We start from the raw sequence: 19,497 nt of genomic DNA, 5'->3' as shown, positions 1-19,497 counted from the left end.
TAGAATTTTGCCAAAAACTACTAAACAACACAAAATGAGAACAATGAAAAATTGGTTGCTTTCTGGATTACTGTTTATGATGGTCACGACAGTATTTTCACAAGGAAAAATTACGGGTACAGTAACTGATGGACAGAACTCTTTGCCTGGAGCAAATGTTTCCATCAAAGGGTCTAAAATTGGAGTTTCGGCAGATTTTGACGGTAAATTTTCTATTAACACTACGGCTACTTCCGGAGAATTGGTAATTTCTTTTATTGGTTACGATGCCACGACAGTTAAATTTACGGTTTCAAATGGAGGAACCACGGATTTGGGGACAATCGTTTTGACTAATAATTCAAGTGAATTAAGCGAAGTTGTTGTTAAGTCATCTGTTGTTGACGTTGCAAAGGACAGAAAAACACCTGTTGCAGTTTCTACTATCAAATCAGCTGAAATTCAAGAAAAATTAGGGACCCAAGAATTTCCCGAAATTTTGAAAAACACGCCTTCTGTATATGCAACAAAAAGTGGTGGTGGTTTTGGGGATTCTAGAATTACGATCCGAGGTTTTGCTCAAGAAAACATTGCGGTGATGGTTAACGGTATGCCTATTAACGATATGGAAAACAGTCGTGTTTTTTGGAGTAACTGGGCTGGATTGTCTGACGTTACATCGGCAATGCAGGTACAAAGAGGATTAGGTTCTTCCAAACTGGCAGTTTCATCTGTTGGGGGAACAATAAATGTTATCACTAGATCTTCTGATAAAAAAGAAGGAGGATCGATTTCTTCTGGTTTTGGTAATGCGAATTATTTAAAAACACAAGCATCTTATAATAGCGGGAAATTAAATAATGGATTTTCGGCTTCTATTTTGTTGTCCCAGACTCAAGGAGATGGATACATAACAGGTACTGATTTTCAAGGCGCAAACTATTATGTGGCTTTAGGATATTCCACGAAAGACAATAAACATGATTTTCAATTGACTGTAACAGGTGCGCCACAATGGCACAGCCAAAGATCTACTGTTTCTACAATTGCAATTTACCAGCAATACGGTTCTAAGGAAGATCCAAATATCAGATACAATGCGGATGCAGGATATTTGAATGGAGAGAAATACAACATTAGAAAAAATTATTACCACAAGCCTATTGCATCCATCAACTGGGATTACGCAATCAACGAAACGACTAAACTTTCTACGGTGGTTTATGCTTCAATGGGTCGTGGCGCCGGTGCCGGTGCAACAGGAGGAATTCAAGGGAAGGCATATAGTGACGTAATTGCGTTTAGAACTGCTAACGGATTGGTAGATTATGATAAAATTAAAGCCTATAACTCGGGTGTTCCAGTTGCCATTAATGGTTTAGCGGGTCTTAAAACGAGAGCTAAAATTGGAGGATTGTATCAAAATAGTGCTTACTTCAGTGGATCAAATGCAGCTTATAATCCGTCTACAAATATCAATACTGCAGGGATTTCGCAAACTTCATCCATCAATTCACATGACTGGTTTGGTGGTGTAATTAATTTGAATAAAAAATTGAGCCAAACCTTGACTTTGGATTTTGGTCTTGACGCCAGAACTTACAAAGGATACCATTATACAGTTTTGAATGATTTATTGGGTGGGGACGAGTATTTTGACAATACCAACGTGAATTATCCAAACAGACATCTTACCACAACTTATGATACAGATGTTCAATGGAATGTTTTTCAAAACAAAGACTATGAAAAAATCGCTTTTAACAGTACTGGTAATGTAAGATGGTATGGAGCTTTTACACAATTGGAATATTCCAAAGATAATTTAACGGCTTTTGTTCAAGGAGCGGTTTCTCAACAAGGATTTAAAAGAGAAGATGATTTTGTGTACAATACAGTAACTCAACCTTCTTTGGCTTCTACTGATTATGAAAACATACTTGGAGGTAACGTAAAAGGGGGTGCAAACTATAACATCAACGAAAATCATAATGTTTACGCAAATGCTGGATATTATTCAAAACAACCATTCTTTAATTCGGTTTATCCTAATAATAGATCAACTGTAAACCCTAATCTTACCAATGAGAAAATATTGGGTCTTGAAGCGGGTTATGGATTCCGTTCAGCAAAATTCAATGCTAACGTGAATATTTACAATACCAATTGGGATGACAGGTATTTAAGAGGAAATGCACTTCCAACCTCTCCTACAGTTCCTGCAGGTACTACTTATACAGAATTAGTGGGTCTTAATGAGGTGCACTCTGGAATTGAATTTGAAGTGAATTCTCCATTAACCGAAAAAATAAGAATAAATGCCATGTTTTCTTATGGAATTTGGGAGTACAAAGGAAATGCCCTTAGTAATGCTTATTGGATTGCTGATAACACGCCAGTTCCTGGATATACTGCTACTACTATGTATTTGGATAAGGTTAAAGTAGGAGATGCTGCTCAAATGACCGCATCTTTGGGAGCTTCTTACGAAGTTTTGACAAGAGTAACTTTAGATGCAAATTATAATTTCAGCAATAATTTATACGCTGGAATTAATCCAATTAATTTTTCATCGCCTACAAATAAAGGATCGTTGGAATTGCCTTCCTATGGATTGCTTGATGCTGGATTCTCTTACAAGATGATTGTAGGCAAGAACAAGGATAAATCAGTGAACTTCAGATTGAACGTGAACAACGTTTTGGACGAAACCTATATTGCAGAGTCTAGAACAAACATCTTTGCTAATGATTTCCTTTCCGGTACATCTGGACCTACTTATGAATCTACTCCAGGAAGAACTTATAATGGTGTAGCCGATGCGAACCAAGTTTACTTCGGTTTTGGAAGAACTTGGAACTTTACTTTACGTTACGATTTCTAAATAGAAATTCAAATAATATCAAAAACGGCATCACTTCTAAAGGTGATGCCGTTTTTTTTTCAGCTTTTTTATTTATATTTGTTAAAACAAAAAATTATTTTATGTACGAAATCATTCAAAAATTGCATTCTGGTTGGGCTTATTTGGCATTATTAGTATTGGTTATAGCTGTTGTGAATTCATTCCTTGGGTTGTCATCTAAAAAAGAATTTACTGAAAAAGACAGGAAAATTGGGCTATTTGCCTTGGCTGCAATACACACTCAATTATTGATTGGATTTATTGTTTATTTTATTTCACCATTGGGATTTTCTCAATTAGGACAAATGAAAGATGCAGCATTGAGATTGACTTCATTGGAACATCCGCTTATTAACATCATTGGTATTGTCTTGATAACCATTGGTTGGTCAAAACATAAAAAATTAACGACAAGTGAATCAAAATTCAAAACATTATCCATTTTTTATGGATTGGGATTAGTGCTTATTTTGAGTAGAATTCCGTGGAATTTATGGTTTTAAAAAGTTAAAAAAAGTCCTGAAAAGGACTTTTTTTACCTAGGTATGGTTTTTTGCAAGTCTGGAATTCATCTAAAAGTCAAAAATGAAATCGAAGATTATTTCATCAGTTCGCCTTCTAGACTAGGGTCACGAATACAAAAAAAGCAAATTTAAAATTATGAGTAAAAAATCAATATTTATTTTTCTTTCGATTGTCTTTGTTGCGTTAGCTAGCAGCCAAACCTTGATTTCCGAAAAACAAAAAATAGCGGTACAAAAAGACACGGTCAAAAAAAACAAATCAATTGTTGAAGAACAAGAAGCTGTTTCCGATAGTTTGCTGCTTGAAACAGGTAAATTCAAGTTCTATAAAAAAGATGCCCACGCATCCTATTATGCCGATAAATTTCACGGAAGAAGAACAGCCAGCGGAAAAAAATATGACAAAAATTCATTTACCGCTGCCCACAAGAAATTACCCTTTGGAACCAAAGTGAAAATCACCAATGAAAAAAATGGTAAATCGATAATTGTGGAAATTACCGATAGAGGACCATTTGTGAGATCAAGGGAAATCGATCTTTCAAGACGTGCTTATATGCAAATTGCCAACAATATATCTTCTGGGAATGTGTTGGTAACCATGGAAATACTTCAAAAATAGCTTACCAATTCCCGTAAGGATTTTTGCTTAAATAAGAATTATAATACCGATTGTCATTGGTAACTTCTTCGCCAAGCCAACTTGGTTTTTCGAAGATTTCAGTTTCTGATCCCAGTTCAATTTCGGCCATAGTCAAACCTTCATTTTCTCCATGGAACTCGTCAATTTCAAAGACGTGGTTTCCCGTTTTTACTTCAAAACGGGTTTTGTCGATAACACCTTTTTCGCATAATTTCAATAATTCTTTGGCTTCATCAACAGGAATTTCTTTTTCCCATTCAAAACGCGACAAGCCCGATTCGTTTGAGGCTCCTTTTATGGTCAGGAATCCTTTGTTTTCTTTTATGCGAACCCTAACTGTTCGTTCAGGAATTGAGCTCAAATAACCTTGTGCAATTCGATTTTGGACAAAAGCTTCTTTTTTGAAAGCTTCCGAAGTCACGAGAAATTTTCTTTCTATTTCTAGCATAATTGGTAAAATTCTAGTCTTTGGGAAAAATTTATTATTCCTTGATAATTTTAAAGGTTTGTGGAGAATCGGTATTGAAAACTTTAAGGATGTAAAAACCGGCGTTTAGTCTCGACAGGTCAATAGTGCCATCGGAACTGTTTCCGCGCAAAACGGAAGTGGATTCAAAATCAAAAAACTCGTAACCAAAATTTTTGAAATCATAGTTTTTAATGGTAATCACCGTTGTGGCAGGATTAGGGAAAACAAATGGTTTAGATTTCTCAATGGCGATTTCGGTTTGCACATTGTTGCAGGCGTTTTTCAATAAAGCATCAAGATCATTCTCGTCAAAAACCAAGGTGTAATCGAGTTTTTTCGCTTTTTCGAACAAGGCACAGGCTTCATTGTATTTTTTTTGGTCGAGGTAAATAATGCCCAGATTTTTCATGGCATACGAATTGTTTTTGTCCATTTCCAATGCTTCTTTCAAATCTTTAATTCCTTTTTCGGATTCGCCCAGTTTATGGTACAATAAACCTCGAGTAGTTTTTAAATCCCTGCCTCCATAATCGGATGAGCGTTCTATGATTGTTTTTTCTTTGAGGAAAGCGGCGTTAATATTCTCCATGGCTTTTTCATATTCTCCCATATCGCTGTATAATTTTGCAATCGCCCACCTTGCATGGCCGTGTTCAGGTTGTTCTGCAATAATTTTTTCTAAATAATGGAGAGCCAAATCATTGGATTTTTTTTGTTGTAAATAATTGGCAAAATTGTATAAAATACGATTGTCTTTTGGCGCTGCGGCCATCGCTTTATAATAGTAATGAAAAGTGCAATTTTCCATTTCAAGACTTCCATATATGTTAGCAATCATGTCGTAAAGACTGCTTTTGAATTTTTCCCTGTTTGCCTTTGCGGATTCCGAAATTACTTTGGTTGTATCTTTGGCGTTTTTATTTATTATCCATTCCACCTTTTTTAAATCGTCAAGAGCCAATGTTTTATTTCCAAGACGAGCCCTTAAATTGCCTCTTTTGAATAAATCATCTATTTTTATGGGGTTGTAGTTGGTTTTTGTGTTTAATTCAGTAAGTAATTGAAGATGTTTTTTTGCTACTTCTATGGTTTCTTTATTGTTAAAAGGCAATTTATGGTCTATTCTGCTCAACAATTTTCCGTGAGAAAAATTCCAAGTAACCAATTTTTCTCCTTGTCCGTTGTATTGAAAACAATTGGAGTTTTTATGTCCTTTGTCATCATAATAAAAAATCTCGTTTAGCTTTCCGTTAGAATAATAGGTTTTGAGACTGTCTATTATTTTGTCTGTTCCTCGCCAAACTTCCACTGATACCACTTTGTCTTTATAAAAATGTTTGATAACGGTATTGTTTGTGTTATTGGTCTGACTCCATAGAAGGATTGGCAAAAGCAGTAGGATGTAAACTATTTTATTCATGGTTTCTTTGTTAATCAAATGAATTAATTTGTTGCCTATAATTTAGGTTAAATGTAAGATATTTAAGCTAATATACGTGTAATAATTTGCATAAATTTGCTGTATGCCAGAAATGAATCCCAATAGAAAAATCATACACATTGACATGGATGCTTTTTTTGCTTCGGTGGAGCAAATGGACAATCCGGTTTTGCGAGGAAAACCCATTGCCGTTGGCGGTGCAGAAAATCGTGGCGTGGTGGCAGCGGCAAGTTATGAAGCCAGAAAATTTGGAGTTCGAAGTGCCATCAGTGGGGTTTTGGCAAAGAAGCATTGTCCCGATTTAATTTTTGTTAGACCCCGATTTGACCGTTACAAAGAAATATCCAACAAAATAAGAACCATATTCCACGAATACACTGATTTGGTCGAGCCATTGTCGTTGGATGAAGCCTATCTTGATGTCACGGTAAACAAAAAAGGAAATCCGAGTGCCACATTATTGGCTCAAGAAATAAGACTTCGGATTCTCAATGAAGTTGGTTTGACTGCTTCGGCAGGGATTTCAATCAATAAATTTGTGGCCAAAATTGCCAGTGATTACAACAAACCCAATGGTCAAAAAACGGTCAATCCGGATGAAGTCATTCCTTTTTTGGAAGTCTTGCCCATTCGAAAATTTTATGGAGTGGGGAAGGTTACTACCGAAAAAATGTACCAATTAGGCATTTTTACGGGATTGGAATTGAAAAGCAAGTCCTTGGAATTTCTCGAAAAGCATTTCGGGAAATCAGGAAATTTCTATTATAATGTGGTGCGAGGCATTCACAACAGCGAAGTAAAATCAGATAGAATAACCAAATCTGTGGCAGCGGAACATACTTTTGACGTCAACCTTTCTTCCGAGATTTTTATGATGGAACAGTTGGAAAAGATTGCCAATTCATTGGAAAAAAGACTAAAAAAACACGGCATTGCTGGAAAAACGGTAACCTTGAAAATAAAATACAGCGATTTTACGCAGCAAACCCGCAGTAAAACGATGCCTTACTTTATTTCCGACAAGGGATTGATCATGGAAACGGTCAAAGAACTCTTGTTTCAAGAGCGAATGAAAGATTCTGTTCGATTGTTGGGAATTTCCCTGAGCAATCTCAACACCGAAGAAAAAAAGACGGTTGTGGTGCAGTTGAAATTTGCTTTTTAACGAAAAAACCACGCTTTCGGGCGTGGTTTTAGAATATGTTTTTTATTTAATCCCTGCTCGAAAGTTTGGAAAGCAATCTTAAAAACTCGATGTACAACCAAACCAAGGTTATCATCAATCCCATGGCGCCAAACCATTCCATGAATTTAGGCATTTTTTCTTGTACTCCTTTTTCAATTCTATCAAAATCCAAGAATAAGTTTAATGCAGCAATTACAATCACGAAAACACTGATGCCGATACTCATCATAGAATTGCCATAATGTGCAGGAGTATAGCTGGTAAATATGGAAACTAACCAGGAAATTAAGTAATAGGTGGCAATGGCAAGCGTTGCCGCAACAACAACCGATTTGAACTGCTCGGTTACTTGTACAATTTTAAACTTATACAGTCCAAGACAGACAGCAAATGTCACAAATGTGGCGCCGACAGCCTGAATCACGATTCCTGGATATTTTGCCTCAAAAATTGCTGATACGCCTCCTATGAACAAGCCTTCGAACAAGGCGTAACCTGGAGCCAAAACGGGTGAATATTGAGGTTTAAAAGCGGCAATCACTACTAAAATTAATCCCACAATTGCGCCTCCAATAGCAGGCAACAACGGATTCATTCCATTAAAAGCCATCCACCAAACCACGATGGCCGATGCCGTAAGCAATAGAAACAAGATTAAAGTTTTGTTGATTGTTCCAGACAAAGTCATCTCTTGATTGTAATCAATAAGAGTGGCTTGATGCACTTTGTTGTCAGATGAAGCCGATGTGGCCGTAAAAGATTTATTGGTTAAAAACGGGTTTTTCGATTCGAAAGCCATAGTATAAAATGTTAGTTTTTTCAAAAGTAGAATATTTTCTGTAGAAGAATGTTTAATTATTCTTAATTTTTTTCATTAGGTGCCTAAACAAAAAAATCCGTGCCATTTTATTGACACGGATTTGTTATTGATTTGACAGCTTACACTATTCTATTTCTGAAACTCTCAAGGTGTTTACCATACCCTTGTCGGTAAGAGGCATTGCAGAAAGGTTTACCAAGAAATCACCCTTGGTTACATACCCTTTTTTTCTTGCAATTTCATTTACATCAGCAACAGTGTCATCCGTACTTACGGAACTGTCATAATAAAATGATTTTACTCCCCATAACAAATTAAGACGAGTCAAGATTCGTTTATTGGAAGTAAAAACCAAAATATGGGATTGTGGTCTCCAAGCCGAAATTTGAAAAGCAGTATAACCACTGTTTGTCAAAGTACAAATTGCTTTGGCTTTGATTGAGTTGGCCATAACTGTTGCGTGGTGACAAACAATTTTGGTGATAAAACGGTTTGTTTTGATTTGAGGCGTGTTTTGAGGAACTTGAATTAACGGAGAATCTTCAACAGCTTTAAGAATTTGTGACATTTGTTGAATTACTTGAACAGGATAATTACCTGTAGCAGTTTCTCCAGAAAGCATTACAGCATCGGCACCGTCCATAACCGAGTTGGCAACGTCGTTTACTTCAGCACGTGTAGGAGTCAAGCTGGTGATCATGGTTTCCATCATTTGGGTGGCCACAATAACAGGAATTCTTGCTGTTTTTGCTCTTCTAATTAATTCTTTTTGAACAAGAGGTACTTCATGTGCAGGAAGTTCTACTCCCAAATCACCACGTGCTACCATCAAGGCGTCGCAATAAGCAATAATCTTGTCGATATTTACCAATGCTTCCGGCATTTCTATTTTGGCAACGATTGGAATTTTATAATCTGAATGTTTTGCGATTAATTCTTGCAGGTCTTGTAAATCTTCTGGAGTTTTTACGAATGAAAGTGCAATCCAATCTACATTTTGACTTATTGCAAATATGGCATCGGCAATGTCTTTTTCAGTCAATGCAGGCAATGAAATTTTTGTGTTAGGAAGATTTACCCCTTTTTTGGATTTCAATTCACCTCCTTGAAGGACTCTCGCCACAACTTCGGTTTTTTTGTCTGTTTCAACAATTTCGAAAATCAATTTACCGTCATCAAGCAAGATTTTTTCCCCAGGATTCACATCGTTTGGAAAATTTTTGTACTTCATAAAAACTTTTTTGGCAGTACCAAGTATGTCTTCGGCAGTTGTAAACGTGATTAAATCACCGTCATTTACCACGACACCATCTTCCATGACACCTACACGAAGTTTAGGACCTTGCAAGTCTGCAAGAATTGCGGTAGTGTGTCCAAATTCTTCGTTAAGACCTCTAATTATATTGATTTTTTGTTTAACATCTTCATAATCCGCATGTGAAAAATTTATTCTGAACACATTTACACCTGCGTCAACCATGTCTTTTATGATTTCTCTTGTACTACATGCAGGTCCTAGTGTGGCTACAATTTTAGTCTTTTTGTTTGTAATCATTTGTATTAAAAAATTAAATTATTTTTTGATTTTATTTTATTTGTTTCAACGGAATATGCCGTTGATATGCTTTCTATTGTATTTAATATGGATTGTATTTTTAACAAATCCGTGGCCTTGTCCATATTTTCAATTTTTAAAAAATAATCTACTTTTTTGAATTCGGGAAGCAAATAGACTTTTGTTGAAACTTCCATGTTTATATTCGAAAATAGATTTCCTCCACTGTTATTTTTTTGTTGTATGACTTCGTTTTTGTTTTGAATTAAATTCCAGAAAATCTCTTTTTCGACATCGTAATAATAAAATCGCGAGAATTTTGTCTCTCCTTCTTTTATGTTGATTTGAATTTCATTCTTGTTTTTGCCCAAATTTATTGGAAGCTTTTGATTGATGAAATAAGCCAGCCGATAATCTTCCAACGAAGTATGAATAGCAATAAGATGATAATCTATTTCGTCAAACTCGCCAAGATCCAATTTATGAATAGCCATTTCATGAAAAAATAAGATGTAAAGATAGTATTTCTATCGCAAGCATTTACCTATCAAAACGGATGATTTTGTTATTTTATATTCGAAAACGATGTAGCTAACATCTTGTTGTAATCATTTATTGTCAATTTTTTTTTGAAATGCAAAATAAGCACGTTGCGATGCTTTTTCTTCGGCTTTCTTTTTAGAAGTTGCTCTTGCTTTTGCAATTACTTTGTCGTCGATACTCAGTTTTACCCCAAATAATCGTTGTCCATCTATTCCGTTATCCTCAAATATGTCATAGTGAAATTGTTTTTTTTCTTTTTGACACCATTCTATGAGCAGACTTTTGTAACTGATCACTTTTCCTTCCAATCGGGCAATGTCCACATAAGGAATCACGACTCTTTTCTGGATGAATTTTTCGCAATAATTATAGCCTCTATCCAGATAGATGGCACCAACCAAAGATTCAAAAATATTGCCGTGAATGTTCTCTCCAAAATGTTGTACGGGAACTTTGCTCTCTATGAATCGAATGAGATTCAAATCTTTTCCCAATTCGTTCAGATGTTCCCTGCTAACAATTTTCGACCTCATTTTTGTAAGATAACCTTCGTCTCCAGCAGGAGCTTTGTTGAATAAATGCGCCGCAATTACAGAACTTAACATGGCATCACCCAGAAATTCTAGGCGTTCATAATTAATTGCGTTTCCTTGTTCATCCAGCTTATTCGAGGAGCGGTGGGTAAATGCTTTTTTGTAGTAATCGAGCATTTTTGGGTCAAACCCCAAAACCTTACGTATAGCATCAAAAAAAATCCCGTCTTCAAGAGAACGGGATTTTGAAAATATTTTTTTAATTATACGCATTTGCATTGATATAATTAATAATCTAGTTTTTTTACCAATACACAAGCATTATGTCCGCCAAAACCAAAAGTATTACTCATCAAGACATTCACGTCTCTTTTTTGGGCAACATTAAAAGTAAAGTTTAATTTAGAATTAATGCTTTCATCATCGGTAAAATGATTGATTGTTGGAGGAATAATTCCGTGTTTTATCGAAAGGATGGAAGAGATGGTTTCTATTGCGCCGGCTGCACCTAGCAAGTGTCCCGTCATTGATTTTGTGGAATTCAAATTCATGGTGTAAGCATGTTCTCCAAAAACAGTTTCAATGGCTTTAGATTCTGCCAAGTCGCCAAGCGGTGTCGAAGTTCCGTGCATATTCACGCCATCAACATCGGTAGGTTTTAATCCGGCATCTCTCAAACAGTTTAGCATCACGTTTTTTGCACCCAGTCCTTCTGGATGTGGAGCCGTAATATGATAAGCATCTGCCGACATTCCACCGCCACCAATTTCGCAATAAATAGTTGCTCCACGGGCTACGGCATGTTCGTATTCTTCAAGGATTAAAGCACCTGCACCTTCGCCTAAAACAAAACCGTCACGGTCTTTGTCCATAGGTCTGGAAGCGGTTTTTGGATCGTCATTTCTTGTCGAAAGAGCGTGCATGGCATTGAATCCACCCATCCCCGCAATCGTTACTGCAGCTTCTGAACCTCCTGTTACCATAGCATCAGCATGACCCAATCGAATATAATTGAAAGCATCAATAATGGCATTTGTAGATGAAGCACAAGCCGAAACGGTCGTGAAATTAGGGCCTCTAAAACCGTATTTAATCGAAATGTGACCACCTGCTATATCGGCAATCATTTTTGGTATAAAGAAAGGATTGAATTTTGGTGTACCGTCTCCGGCTGCATAATTAAGAACTTCTATTTGAAAAGTTTCCAATCCGCCAATACCAGAACCCCAGATAACGCCGACTCTGTCTTTGTCTAATTTTTCAAAATTAAAACCGGCATCTTGTACGGCTTCCTCGGCTGCAACCAGTGCATATTGAGCATAACGGTCCATTTTTCGAGCTTCTTTCCTGTCTATAAAATCTTCAACATTGAAGTTTTTTAACTCGCATGCAAAATGTGTTCTAAACTTTGAAGGGTCGTAATAAGTTATTGGAGCAGCTCCACTAACGCCGTTAATAAGACCGTTCCAATACTCTTGAATAGTATTCCCAATAGGAGTAAGAGCACCTAGACCTGTTACAACAACTCGCCTTAATTCCATAATTTATTAAATTAGTATTTTTAAACAAATAAAACCCATGCTTTCTTGCTGTATTGATATCACAAAAGAGCCATGGGTGTTATTATAAATATCATTTTTGATTGAAATTCAATCCGGAATTTAATTTTAAAAAATAATAACACCCGTTTACAATAAAATATAAACGGGTGTTTTTTTATTATTTCTTAGCTTCTTCGATATAAGAAATTGCTTGACCTACAGTAGCGATATTCTCTGCTTGATCGTCTGGAATTTGGATGTCAAATTCTTTTTCGAACTCCATAATAAGCTCTACAGTGTCTAATGAGTCAGCTCCTAAATCATTAGTGAAGCTAGCTTCTGTTACAACTTCGTTTTCGTCAACACCTAATTTGTCTACGATAATCGCTTTTACTCTTGATGCAATGTCTGACATAATCTTTAATTTTAAATTTTAATTGTTGGCAAAAATAAAAAACTTTATTTTAAAACAACTATTTAGTTAATAAATGTGACAGCTAATTTATAAAATAAATTTCACAAAGAGCCGTTAATGTTATTTATTATCACTTTTTATTCTTTTTTTTGCAGTATTGAAATCTGTTAAAAATATGAAAAAAATAGTAATTTTTGCTTCTGGATCGGGTACTAATGCTGAAAACATTATAAAACATTTTAAAAGTACCAGTATAGGAACAGTCGTTTCTGTTTTTACAAACAATCCAAAGGCTTATGTAATTGAAAGAGCTAAAAATTTTCAGGTTCCAACAGAAATTTTTTCCAGAGAAGAATTAAATAGCGACAAAATACTACAAAAATTAATTGCCATTCAGCCCGATTTGATAGTTCTTGCCGGATTTTTATTAAAATTCCCCGAAAATATTATAGCACAGTATCCCGATAAAATAATAAACGTGCATCCAGCCTTGTTGCCAAAGTATGGTGGAAAAGGAATGTACGGCATGAATGTGCATAAAGCGATTGTCGAAAACAAGGAAAAGGAAACGGGAATCTCCATTCATTATGTAAATGAAAATTATGATGAAGGAAATATTATTTTTCAAAAAAAGGTAACCGTGTTGATTACGGACACACCTGAGGTTGTGGCTGAAAAAATACACGAATTGGAACAAAAATATTTTCCATCAATAGTAGAAGAAGTCCTAAAACTTAAATCCTAAAATTGGAACACGACGTACATATATATACTGATGGTGCTGCCAAGGGGAATCCTGGTCGCGGTGGTTACGGTGTTGTGATGGAATTGGTGGGTACGCCGCATAAAAAGGAATTTTACGAAGGTTTTCGCCTTACAACTAACAATAGAATGGAATTGTTGGCTGTAATTGTGGGTCTTGAAAAACTAAAAAATCCGAATATGAAAGTTTTGGTTATTTCGGATTCTAAATATGTAGTGGATTCTGTTTTGAAAAAATGGGTTTTTGGCTGGGAGAAAAAAGGTTTTGCAGACAGGAAAAATTCTGATTTGTGGAAACGGTTTTTAATAGTTTACAGAAAGCATAAAGTCGATTTCAAATGGATAAAAGGACATAATAATCATCCCCAAAATGAGCGCTGCGATGAATTGGCGGTTATGGCTTCTACTCAAAGTAAACTTTCCGTGGATGTTTTTTATGAAAAAGAAGAGGGTAAGCTTTTATAGAAATCCAAAGTTCTATATGTGTTTCAAAAACCTTTTGTTTTAGCTCTATTGTTTTTATAATTGCTTATATTTCAGGTATTTAATGTTGCTTTTTGTTGTGTTCCTGACTAACTTTGTTGTAAAAAAATAAAGAAATGAAAAAGTTAGTTTTTGTAATACTGGGATTGACTTTGTTTGGTTGCAAAAAAGGAGCCGAAGAAGATTTCTCCATAAAACCAGTTTCTGAAAAATCAGAACTTGTGAAAAAAGCCGAAAATTTCTTTAAATCCATTTCAACGGTCAAATATGAGGCGATTCCTCTGGATAAAATTGATTTGGGCAAAAAGTTGTATTTTGACAAAACCTTTTCAAAAAACGGCGACATCAGTTGTAATTCTTGCCACAACCTGGCAACTTTTGGAGTTGACAACAAAGTGTTTTCACTTGGAGATTCCAAACAACCTGAAGAAAGAAATTCTCCATCAGTAATTTACGCGTCTTTACACGCTTCGCAATTTTGGGATGGTCGGGGCAAAGCCATCGGAGAAACTGGAAATTCAAATTCAAATCCTGTTGAGCACGGAATTCCAAGCGCAGCAGTATTGGTAAAAAAATTAAATGCGAATCCAGAATACCAAGCTGCTTTTAAAAAGGCATTCCCAAATGACAAAGAACCTATCACTATTGCAAACTTCAATAATGCAATCGAGGCATTTGAACGCCAATTATTGCCCAAAAGTAAATTTGACAGCTATTTAGATGGCGATGAAGATGCTCTAAGCGAACAGGAGAAAAAAGGGTTGTCCGCTTTTATTGACAATGCTTGTATTACTTGTCACAGCGGGGTTGCAGTGGGAGGACAATTGATGCAAAAATTTGGATTGTATGGAGATTATGCGAATTTGACTCACAGTAAAAAAACAGACAAGGGACTTTATAATGTGACCAAAAAAGAGGGAGACCAATTTTTGTTTAAAACTCCAAGTTTAAGAAATAGTGAAAAAACATATCCTTATTTCCACGATGGTTCAGTTGCTTCACTTAAAGAAGCCATAAAAATAATGGGAAAATTACAGCTCAAGAAAGATATTTCTGATGCCGATGCCAATGATATGGAGGCTTTTTTGAAAACATTAACCGCTGATGTAGATTCTAAATACAAAGAATAATTACTATTTTATAGTTCAATTTTGAGTTTCACTTCTTGTGATACCTGAAACACCCAACATTTGTTTGTTGGGTGTTTTTGTGAAAAATGGGCGTATAATTTTATGAAAACTTTGAGAGCATCATCCTTTGCAACTCTAAAACTTATGAACTATCTTTGCCGCTTAATTCGAAACACATATAATGAATAAATTATTGATTGTTGGGACTGTTGCTTTCGACGCCATTGAAACACCTTTTGGTAAAACAGACAAAATCTTGGGTGGAGCGGGAACTTATATAGGACTTTCTGCGGCTCATTTTAAACTGGAATCTGCTATTGTTTCTGTTGTTGGCGATGATTTTCCACAAGAATATTTAGATTTATTAACCGAAAGAAACATCGATATTTCAGGTCTTGAAGTAGTTAAAGGTGGAAAAACTTTCTTTTGGAGTGGTTTGTACCACAACGACTTGAACTCAAGAGATACTTTGGCAACAGAGTTGAATGTGTTGGCGGATTTTCAGCCAAAAGTTCCTCAAAATTTCAAAACTGCCGATGTCGTAATGCTTGGAAACTTGCATCCATTAGTACAAAGCAGCGTTTTGGACCAAATGGAAACCAAACCTAAATTAGTAGTTTTGGATACGATGAATTTCTGGATGGATTGTGCTTTGCCTGAATTATTGGAAGTAATAAAACGTGTGGATGTCATTACCATCAATGACGAAGAAGCAAGACAATTGTCGGGAGAATATTCATTGGTAAAAGCAGCCGTGAAAATTCACGCAATGGGGCCAAAATACGTAGTTATCAAAAAAGGTGAACACGGTGCTTTATTGTTTCATGACAATCAAATTTTCTTTGCGCCAGCATTGCCATTGGAAGAAGTTTTCGATCCAACGGGAGCTGGAGATACATTCGCAGGAGGATTTGCCGGGTATTTAACCCAAAGCGAAAACATATCATTCGAGAATATGAAAAACGCCATTATTTATGGATCAAATTTAGCTTCCTTCTGTGTAGAAAAATTTGGAACCGAAAGAATGGTTGGATTGGAAAAAGAAGAAGTAGTGTCGAGATTGAAGCAATTCAAGTCATTGACCCAATTTGATATAGAACTATAATGCAAAATTATGAAGCCTCGGAGACGGGGCTTTTTCAATAGAAACCAACTACAACTACTATACAATGAGCGACGCAATTAAACACGAATGCGGGATTGCCCTTTTAAGATTAAAGAAACCGTTAGAATTCTACAAAGAAAAATACGGAACGGCTTTCTACGGAATACAAAAAATGTATCTCCTTATGGAAAAGCAACACAATCGTGGGCAGGATGGAGCAGGTTTTGCAAGTATTAAACTTGATGTTGAACCAGGAGAAAGATACATTAGTCGTGTGCGTTCCAATGATGCACAGCCTATTCAAGATGTATTTGCCCAGATAAACGACAGGATTAACGAGGAATTGGCATTGCATCCCGAATATCTAGATGATGTGGCTTTGCAGAAAAAAATGATTCCATATTTAGGGGAGTTATTTTTGGGACACGTACGTTACGGGACTTTTGGAAAAAACAGCATCGAAAGTGTTCACCCATTTTTACGTCAGAATAACTGGATGCACAGAAACTTGATTTTGGCTGGAAATTTCAATATGACCAACGTAAAAGAACTTTTTCAAAACCTTATTGATTTAGGACAGCATCCAAAAGAAATGGCAGATACCGTTACGGTAATGGAAAAAATTGGACATTTCTTGGATAATGCAGTTACCGATTTGTATCAAGAATGCAAAAATAACGGTTTGACAAAAAGAGAAGCATCGCCAGTTATAGCTGAAAAATTAGACGTTGCCAGAATTTTGAGAAGAGCTTCCAAAAATTTGGATGGAGGTTATGCCATGGCAGGACTTTTGGGTCACGGAGACGCTTTTGTTTTCAGGGATCCAGCCGGAATTCGTCCAGCCTATTTTTATGAAGATGACGAAATTGTGGTAGTGGCTTCGGAACGTCCGGTCATTCAAACGGTTTTCAATGTCGATTTCGAAAAAGTACAGGAATTGCAACCTGGAAATGCCTTGATTATAAAGAAAAACGGAACGGTAACAGAGCAACAAATTCTGGAACCAACCGTGAAAAAAGCATGTTCTTTCGAAAGAATTTATTTCTCTCGTGGAAGTGATGCCGAAATATATCAAGAAAGAAAAAATCTTGGAAAATTAATTCTCCCTGCAGTTTTAAATGCAATCGGTGACGATACGGACAATACTGTTTTTTCTTATATTCCAAATACCGCCGAAACTTCTTTCTACGGAATGGTCGAAGCGGCCCAAGATTTCTTGAATCAAAGAAAAAACAATTACATTCTTGAAAACAGAAAAAAATTAACCAAGGAGAAATTGGAGGAAATCCTTTCGGTAAAAATCAGAACCGAAAAAGTAGCCATCAAGGATGCCAAATTGCGAACTTTCATTACAGAAGACAGCAGTCGTAATGATTTGGTTGCCCACGTATATGATGTTACTTACGGTGTAATAAAGCCTACCGACAATTTGGTAATTATAGACGATAGCATCGTGCGAGGAACAACGCTTAAAATGAGTATCATCAAAATGATGGATCGTTTGAAGCCAAAGAGTATTGTCATAGTTTCATCGGCGCCACAAATTCGTTATCCGGATTGTTATGGAATCGATATGGCAAAATTGGAAGGTTTGATCGCTTTTCAGGCTGCATTGGAATTATTGAAAGAAAGAAATCTGTATCATATTGTAGACGAAGTCTATGTCAAGTGTAAAAAACAGGAAGATTTACACGACAATGACGTGGTAAATTTTGTCAACGAAATCTATGCACCATTCCAGCCACAAGAAATCTCGGATAAAATAGCACAGCTGTTGAGTTCACCGGAAATCAATGCCGAAGTGAAAATTATTTTCCAAACCGTTGAGAATTTGCATATTGCCTGTCCTAAAAACTTGGGAGATTGGTACTTCACTGGAGATTATCCAACCCCTGGAGGTAACCGTGTGGTCAACAGGGCGTTTATGAATTTTTATGAAGGTAAAAATGCAAGAGCATATTAAATATTATTTTTAAGTATTTCAACGACTATTTGAGTATTTCGTCTAATTTATTTGTTGAAAGCCTATTGAGAATATATCTTTACTCCACCATAATATTAGTAGGTTAAGTTTATGGTAGATTTGGGGCAAAAAGGGTGAAAGCAATTTCACCTTTTTTATTGGAATAAAGTCAAGGATTTTTTAGACAAAAAAATAGACGAACAACCTTTCAGTCATCCGTCTATTCTCTATGTTCTTTATTCTATTTTCTTAAAAGATTATTTTGCCGCAGCATATCTTTTAGCTACTTCAGTCCAGTTAATTACATTAAAGAAAGCTTCAATATAATCTGGTCTTCTGTTTTGGTAGTTCAAGTAGTAAGCGTGTTCCCAAACATCCATTCCCAAGATTGGAGTTCCACCACAACCTACGCCAGGCATTAAAGTATTGTCTTGGTTTGGTGTTCCGCAAACTTCCAATTTTCCTTCTTTTACGCATAACCAAGCCCATCCTGAACCAAATTGAGTTGCTCCAGCTTTTGCAAAAGCAGCTTTAAATGCATCAAAAGAACCAAAAGCACTATCGATAGCCGATGCCAATTCTCCTGTTGGCAATCCGCCACCGTTTGGAGACATAACTGTCCAAAACAAATTGTGATTGTAAAAACCACCACCGTTGTTGCGAACAGCACCATTTTTCAAATCAAGATTTCCCAAGATATCTTCGATGCTTTTACCTTCCAAATCCGTCCCTGCAATGGCAGCATTCAAGTTGGTAGTGTAAGCATTATGATGTTTTGTGTGATGGATTTCCATCGTGCGCGCATCAATATGAGGTTCTAGTGCGTCGTACGCATAAGGTAATTGTGGTAATTCAAAAGCCATAATATAGTTGTTTAATGATTTATAAATATTTTATTCAAAAATAAACATTTAACTTTGAATTGGAAATTCTATTTCGTTATAATTGTATTAAATAAATTGATAGTGTGATTGTCATTGCGAGGAACGTGGCAATCTGGAGCTAATTCCCGCTTTCCACTTTATCTTTTCTTGCTTAAAGGAAGCAAGAAAAGGATGCCGTTGCAATCGGGGCTAGTGCATTCAGGATAGAAAAGATTTTAGATTTCTGAATGTAGATTAACGATTTTAGATTTTGTGCTAATCGTTAAACTTGAATAATTCGATTATGTTTATTTCTAAAGCTTTTGACACTATTTCCAAGGTAGAAAGAGTTGCATTTGCCCTGCCGGCCTCTAATCTGGACATATTACTTTTCTCAAAATTACATTTGGCAGCCAAGTCCTGTTGAGAGATATTTTTCTCATTACGGATTTTCTGAATACGTTTGCCAACTTGTATTTGTATTGATTCTTCCAAACTTTAATTATCATTTACGATAAGTCAAAATTTGTTTTATATTTGCTTAATACGGTTATCGTGAATGATAACTAATGAATTATTTTGCTCAAATGTGGAATGCCGTAAAGTAATGAGTTTTTTCCTTGATAAATTTGAGAGA

Annotated in this window: 19 protein-coding genes; 9 read left to right on the top strand and 10 right to left on the bottom strand. The window is 35.9% G+C overall.

All coding sequences use genetic code 11. The features are described from left to right. Positions 1 to 34: 34 nt before the first annotated feature. The 3 genes from BUC16_RS01760 to BUC16_RS01750 all read left to right on the top strand — a co-directional run bounded on the left by BUC16_RS01760 (position 35) and on the right by BUC16_RS01750 (position 4,030). Positions 35 to 2,863, top strand: coding sequence for a TonB-dependent receptor (locus BUC16_RS01760; RefSeq protein WP_073367472.1), 2,829 nt, complete (start codon positions 35 to 37; stop codon positions 2,861 to 2,863). 101 nt (positions 2,864 to 2,964) lie between these two features. Next, a complete protein-coding gene (locus tag BUC16_RS01755) occupies positions 2,965 to 3,387 on the top strand; it encodes a hypothetical protein (protein WP_073368636.1) in 423 nt (140 codons plus the stop codon). Positions 3,388 to 3,544: 157 nt separating this feature from the next. Further along, entirely contained in the window at positions 3,545 to 4,030 is a 486-nt protein-coding gene (locus BUC16_RS01750) for a septal ring lytic transglycosylase RlpA family protein (protein ID WP_073367471.1), read from the top strand. A 1-nt stretch (position 4,031) separates the two neighbouring features. Here BUC16_RS01750 and BUC16_RS01745 read toward each other — a convergent pair whose 3' ends face one another. Together BUC16_RS01745 and BUC16_RS01740 are read right to left on the bottom strand one after the other, a co-directional pair. Beyond that, positions 4,032 to 4,499: a CYTH domain-containing protein gene (locus tag BUC16_RS01745; protein WP_073367469.1), complete on the bottom strand. Its 468-nt coding sequence runs from the start codon at positions 4,497 to 4,499 to the stop codon at positions 4,032 to 4,034. Between the two features lie 34 nt (positions 4,500 to 4,533). Then, positions 4,534 to 5,940, bottom strand: coding sequence for a T9SS type A sorting domain-containing protein (locus BUC16_RS01740; protein WP_073367468.1), 1,407 nt, complete (start codon positions 5,938 to 5,940; stop codon positions 4,534 to 4,536). Between the two features lie 103 nt (positions 5,941 to 6,043). Between BUC16_RS01740 and dinB the strand changes: the two genes are divergently transcribed. Next, positions 6,044 to 7,126 (top strand): DNA polymerase IV, encoded by a 1,083-nt coding sequence (gene dinB / locus BUC16_RS01735; protein WP_073367466.1) that lies wholly within the window; start codon positions 6,044 to 6,046, stop codon positions 7,124 to 7,126. 46 nt (positions 7,127 to 7,172) lie between these two features. Here the strand turns inward: dinB and BUC16_RS01730 are convergent, their stop codons facing one another. The 6 genes from BUC16_RS01730 to BUC16_RS01705 form a co-directional block, all read right to left on the bottom strand. Continuing rightward, a complete protein-coding gene (locus BUC16_RS01730; RefSeq protein WP_073367465.1) occupies positions 7,173 to 7,946 on the bottom strand; it encodes a Bax inhibitor-1/YccA family protein in 774 nt (257 codons plus the stop codon). Positions 7,947 to 8,091: 145 nt separating this feature from the next. Further along, positions 8,092 to 9,522, bottom strand: coding sequence for a pyruvate kinase (gene pyk / locus BUC16_RS01725; RefSeq protein WP_073367463.1), 1,431 nt, complete (start codon positions 9,520 to 9,522; stop codon positions 8,092 to 8,094). 5 nt (positions 9,523 to 9,527) lie between these two features. Continuing rightward, entirely contained in the window at positions 9,528 to 10,016 is a 489-nt protein-coding gene (locus BUC16_RS01720) for an IPExxxVDY family protein (RefSeq protein WP_073367461.1), read from the bottom strand. Between the two features lie 114 nt (positions 10,017 to 10,130). Continuing rightward, on the bottom strand, positions 10,131 to 10,871 hold the full coding sequence (rnc, locus tag BUC16_RS01715) for a ribonuclease III (RefSeq protein WP_073368634.1): 741 nt from the start codon (positions 10,869 to 10,871) through the stop codon (positions 10,131 to 10,133). Positions 10,872 to 10,885: 14 nt separating this feature from the next. Next, on the bottom strand, positions 10,886 to 12,139 hold the full coding sequence (fabF, locus tag BUC16_RS01710) for a beta-ketoacyl-ACP synthase II (RefSeq protein WP_141226055.1): 1,254 nt from the start codon (positions 12,137 to 12,139) through the stop codon (positions 10,886 to 10,888). A gap of 178 nt (positions 12,140 to 12,317) precedes the next feature. After that, positions 12,318 to 12,554, bottom strand: a complete 237-nt coding sequence (locus BUC16_RS01705; RefSeq protein WP_007137004.1) for an acyl carrier protein — start codon at positions 12,552 to 12,554, stop codon at positions 12,318 to 12,320. A gap of 175 nt (positions 12,555 to 12,729) precedes the next feature. On the opposite strand from BUC16_RS01705, the gene purN reads away from it, so the two are divergent. From purN to BUC16_RS01680, 5 genes are all read left to right on the top strand, one after another. Continuing rightward, entirely contained in the window at positions 12,730 to 13,299 is a 570-nt protein-coding gene (purN, locus tag BUC16_RS01700; RefSeq protein WP_073367460.1) for a phosphoribosylglycinamide formyltransferase, read from the top strand. Between the two features lie 2 nt (positions 13,300 to 13,301). Beyond that, complete coding sequence (gene rnhA / locus BUC16_RS01695) at positions 13,302 to 13,781, top strand: ribonuclease HI (RefSeq protein ID WP_073367458.1); 480 nt, start codon at positions 13,302 to 13,304, stop codon at positions 13,779 to 13,781. Positions 13,782 to 13,915: 134 nt separating this feature from the next. Next, positions 13,916 to 14,929, top strand: a complete 1,014-nt coding sequence (locus tag BUC16_RS01690; protein WP_073367457.1) for a cytochrome-c peroxidase — start codon at positions 13,916 to 13,918, stop codon at positions 14,927 to 14,929. 181 nt (positions 14,930 to 15,110) lie between these two features. Next, positions 15,111 to 16,034: a PfkB family carbohydrate kinase gene (locus BUC16_RS01685; RefSeq protein ID WP_073367455.1), complete on the top strand. Its 924-nt coding sequence runs from the start codon at positions 15,111 to 15,113 to the stop codon at positions 16,032 to 16,034. 64 nt (positions 16,035 to 16,098) lie between these two features. Next, complete coding sequence (locus tag BUC16_RS01680; RefSeq protein ID WP_073367453.1) at positions 16,099 to 17,997, top strand: amidophosphoribosyltransferase; 1,899 nt, start codon at positions 16,099 to 16,101, stop codon at positions 17,995 to 17,997. 257 nt (positions 17,998 to 18,254) lie between these two features. Here the strand turns inward: BUC16_RS01680 and BUC16_RS01675 are convergent, their stop codons facing one another. Next, positions 18,255 to 18,860 (bottom strand): superoxide dismutase, encoded by a 606-nt coding sequence (locus BUC16_RS01675; RefSeq protein WP_073367452.1) that lies wholly within the window; start codon positions 18,858 to 18,860, stop codon positions 18,255 to 18,257. A gap of 276 nt (positions 18,861 to 19,136) precedes the next feature. Next, positions 19,137 to 19,355, bottom strand: coding sequence for a helix-turn-helix domain-containing protein (locus BUC16_RS17920; protein ID WP_073367450.1), 219 nt, complete (start codon positions 19,353 to 19,355; stop codon positions 19,137 to 19,139). Positions 19,356 to 19,497 lie beyond the last annotated feature (142 nt).

It is taken from the genome of Flavobacterium fluvii (assembly GCF_900129545.1).
GTDB lineage: Bacteria > Bacteroidota > Bacteroidia > Flavobacteriales > Flavobacteriaceae > Flavobacterium > Flavobacterium fluvii.
This window is presented reverse-complemented; position numbering and strand designations above follow the sequence as displayed.

Bases quoted from the DNA above. Each gene is read 5' to 3' on its own strand.
- BUC16_RS01720 (WP_073367461.1), bottom strand. From the start codon at position 10,016: ATGGCTATTCATAAATTGGATCTTGGCGAGTTTGACGAAATAGATTAT.
- BUC16_RS01730 (WP_073367465.1), bottom strand. From the start codon at position 7,946: ATGGCTTTCGAATCGAAAAACCCGTTTTTAACCAATAAATCTTTTACG.
- BUC16_RS01685 (WP_073367455.1), top strand. From the start codon at position 15,111: ATGAATAAATTATTGATTGTTGGGACTGTTGCTTTCGACGCCATTGAA.
- BUC16_RS01760 (WP_073367472.1), top strand. From the start codon at position 35: ATGAGAACAATGAAAAATTGGTTGCTTTCTGGATTACTGTTTATGATG.
- BUC16_RS01745 (WP_073367469.1), bottom strand. From the start codon at position 4,499: ATGCTAGAAATAGAAAGAAAATTTCTCGTGACTTCGGAAGCTTTCAAA.
- fabF (WP_141226055.1), bottom strand. From the start codon at position 12,139: ATGGAATTAAGGCGAGTTGTTGTAACAGGTCTAGGTGCTCTTACTCCT.
- BUC16_RS01755 (WP_073368636.1), top strand. From the start codon at position 2,965: ATGTACGAAATCATTCAAAAATTGCATTCTGGTTGGGCTTATTTGGCA.
- BUC16_RS01680 (WP_073367453.1), top strand. From the start codon at position 16,099: ATGAGCGACGCAATTAAACACGAATGCGGGATTGCCCTTTTAAGATTA.
- BUC16_RS01740 (WP_073367468.1), bottom strand. From the start codon at position 5,940: ATGAATAAAATAGTTTACATCCTACTGCTTTTGCCAATCCTTCTATGG.
- BUC16_RS01750 (WP_073367471.1), top strand. From the start codon at position 3,545: ATGAGTAAAAAATCAATATTTATTTTTCTTTCGATTGTCTTTGTTGCG.
- BUC16_RS01690 (WP_073367457.1), top strand. From the start codon at position 13,916: ATGAAAAAGTTAGTTTTTGTAATACTGGGATTGACTTTGTTTGGTTGC.
- rnc (WP_073368634.1), bottom strand. From the start codon at position 10,871: ATGCGTATAATTAAAAAAATATTTTCAAAATCCCGTTCTCTTGAAGAC.
- dinB (WP_073367466.1), top strand. From the start codon at position 6,044: ATGCCAGAAATGAATCCCAATAGAAAAATCATACACATTGACATGGAT.
- BUC16_RS01675 (WP_073367452.1), bottom strand. From the start codon at position 18,860: ATGGCTTTTGAATTACCACAATTACCTTATGCGTACGACGCACTAGAA.
- purN (WP_073367460.1), top strand. From the start codon at position 12,730: ATGAAAAAAATAGTAATTTTTGCTTCTGGATCGGGTACTAATGCTGAA.
- pyk (WP_073367463.1), bottom strand. From the start codon at position 9,522: ATGATTACAAACAAAAAGACTAAAATTGTAGCCACACTAGGACCTGCA.
- BUC16_RS01705 (WP_007137004.1), bottom strand. From the start codon at position 12,554: ATGTCAGACATTGCATCAAGAGTAAAAGCGATTATCGTAGACAAATTA.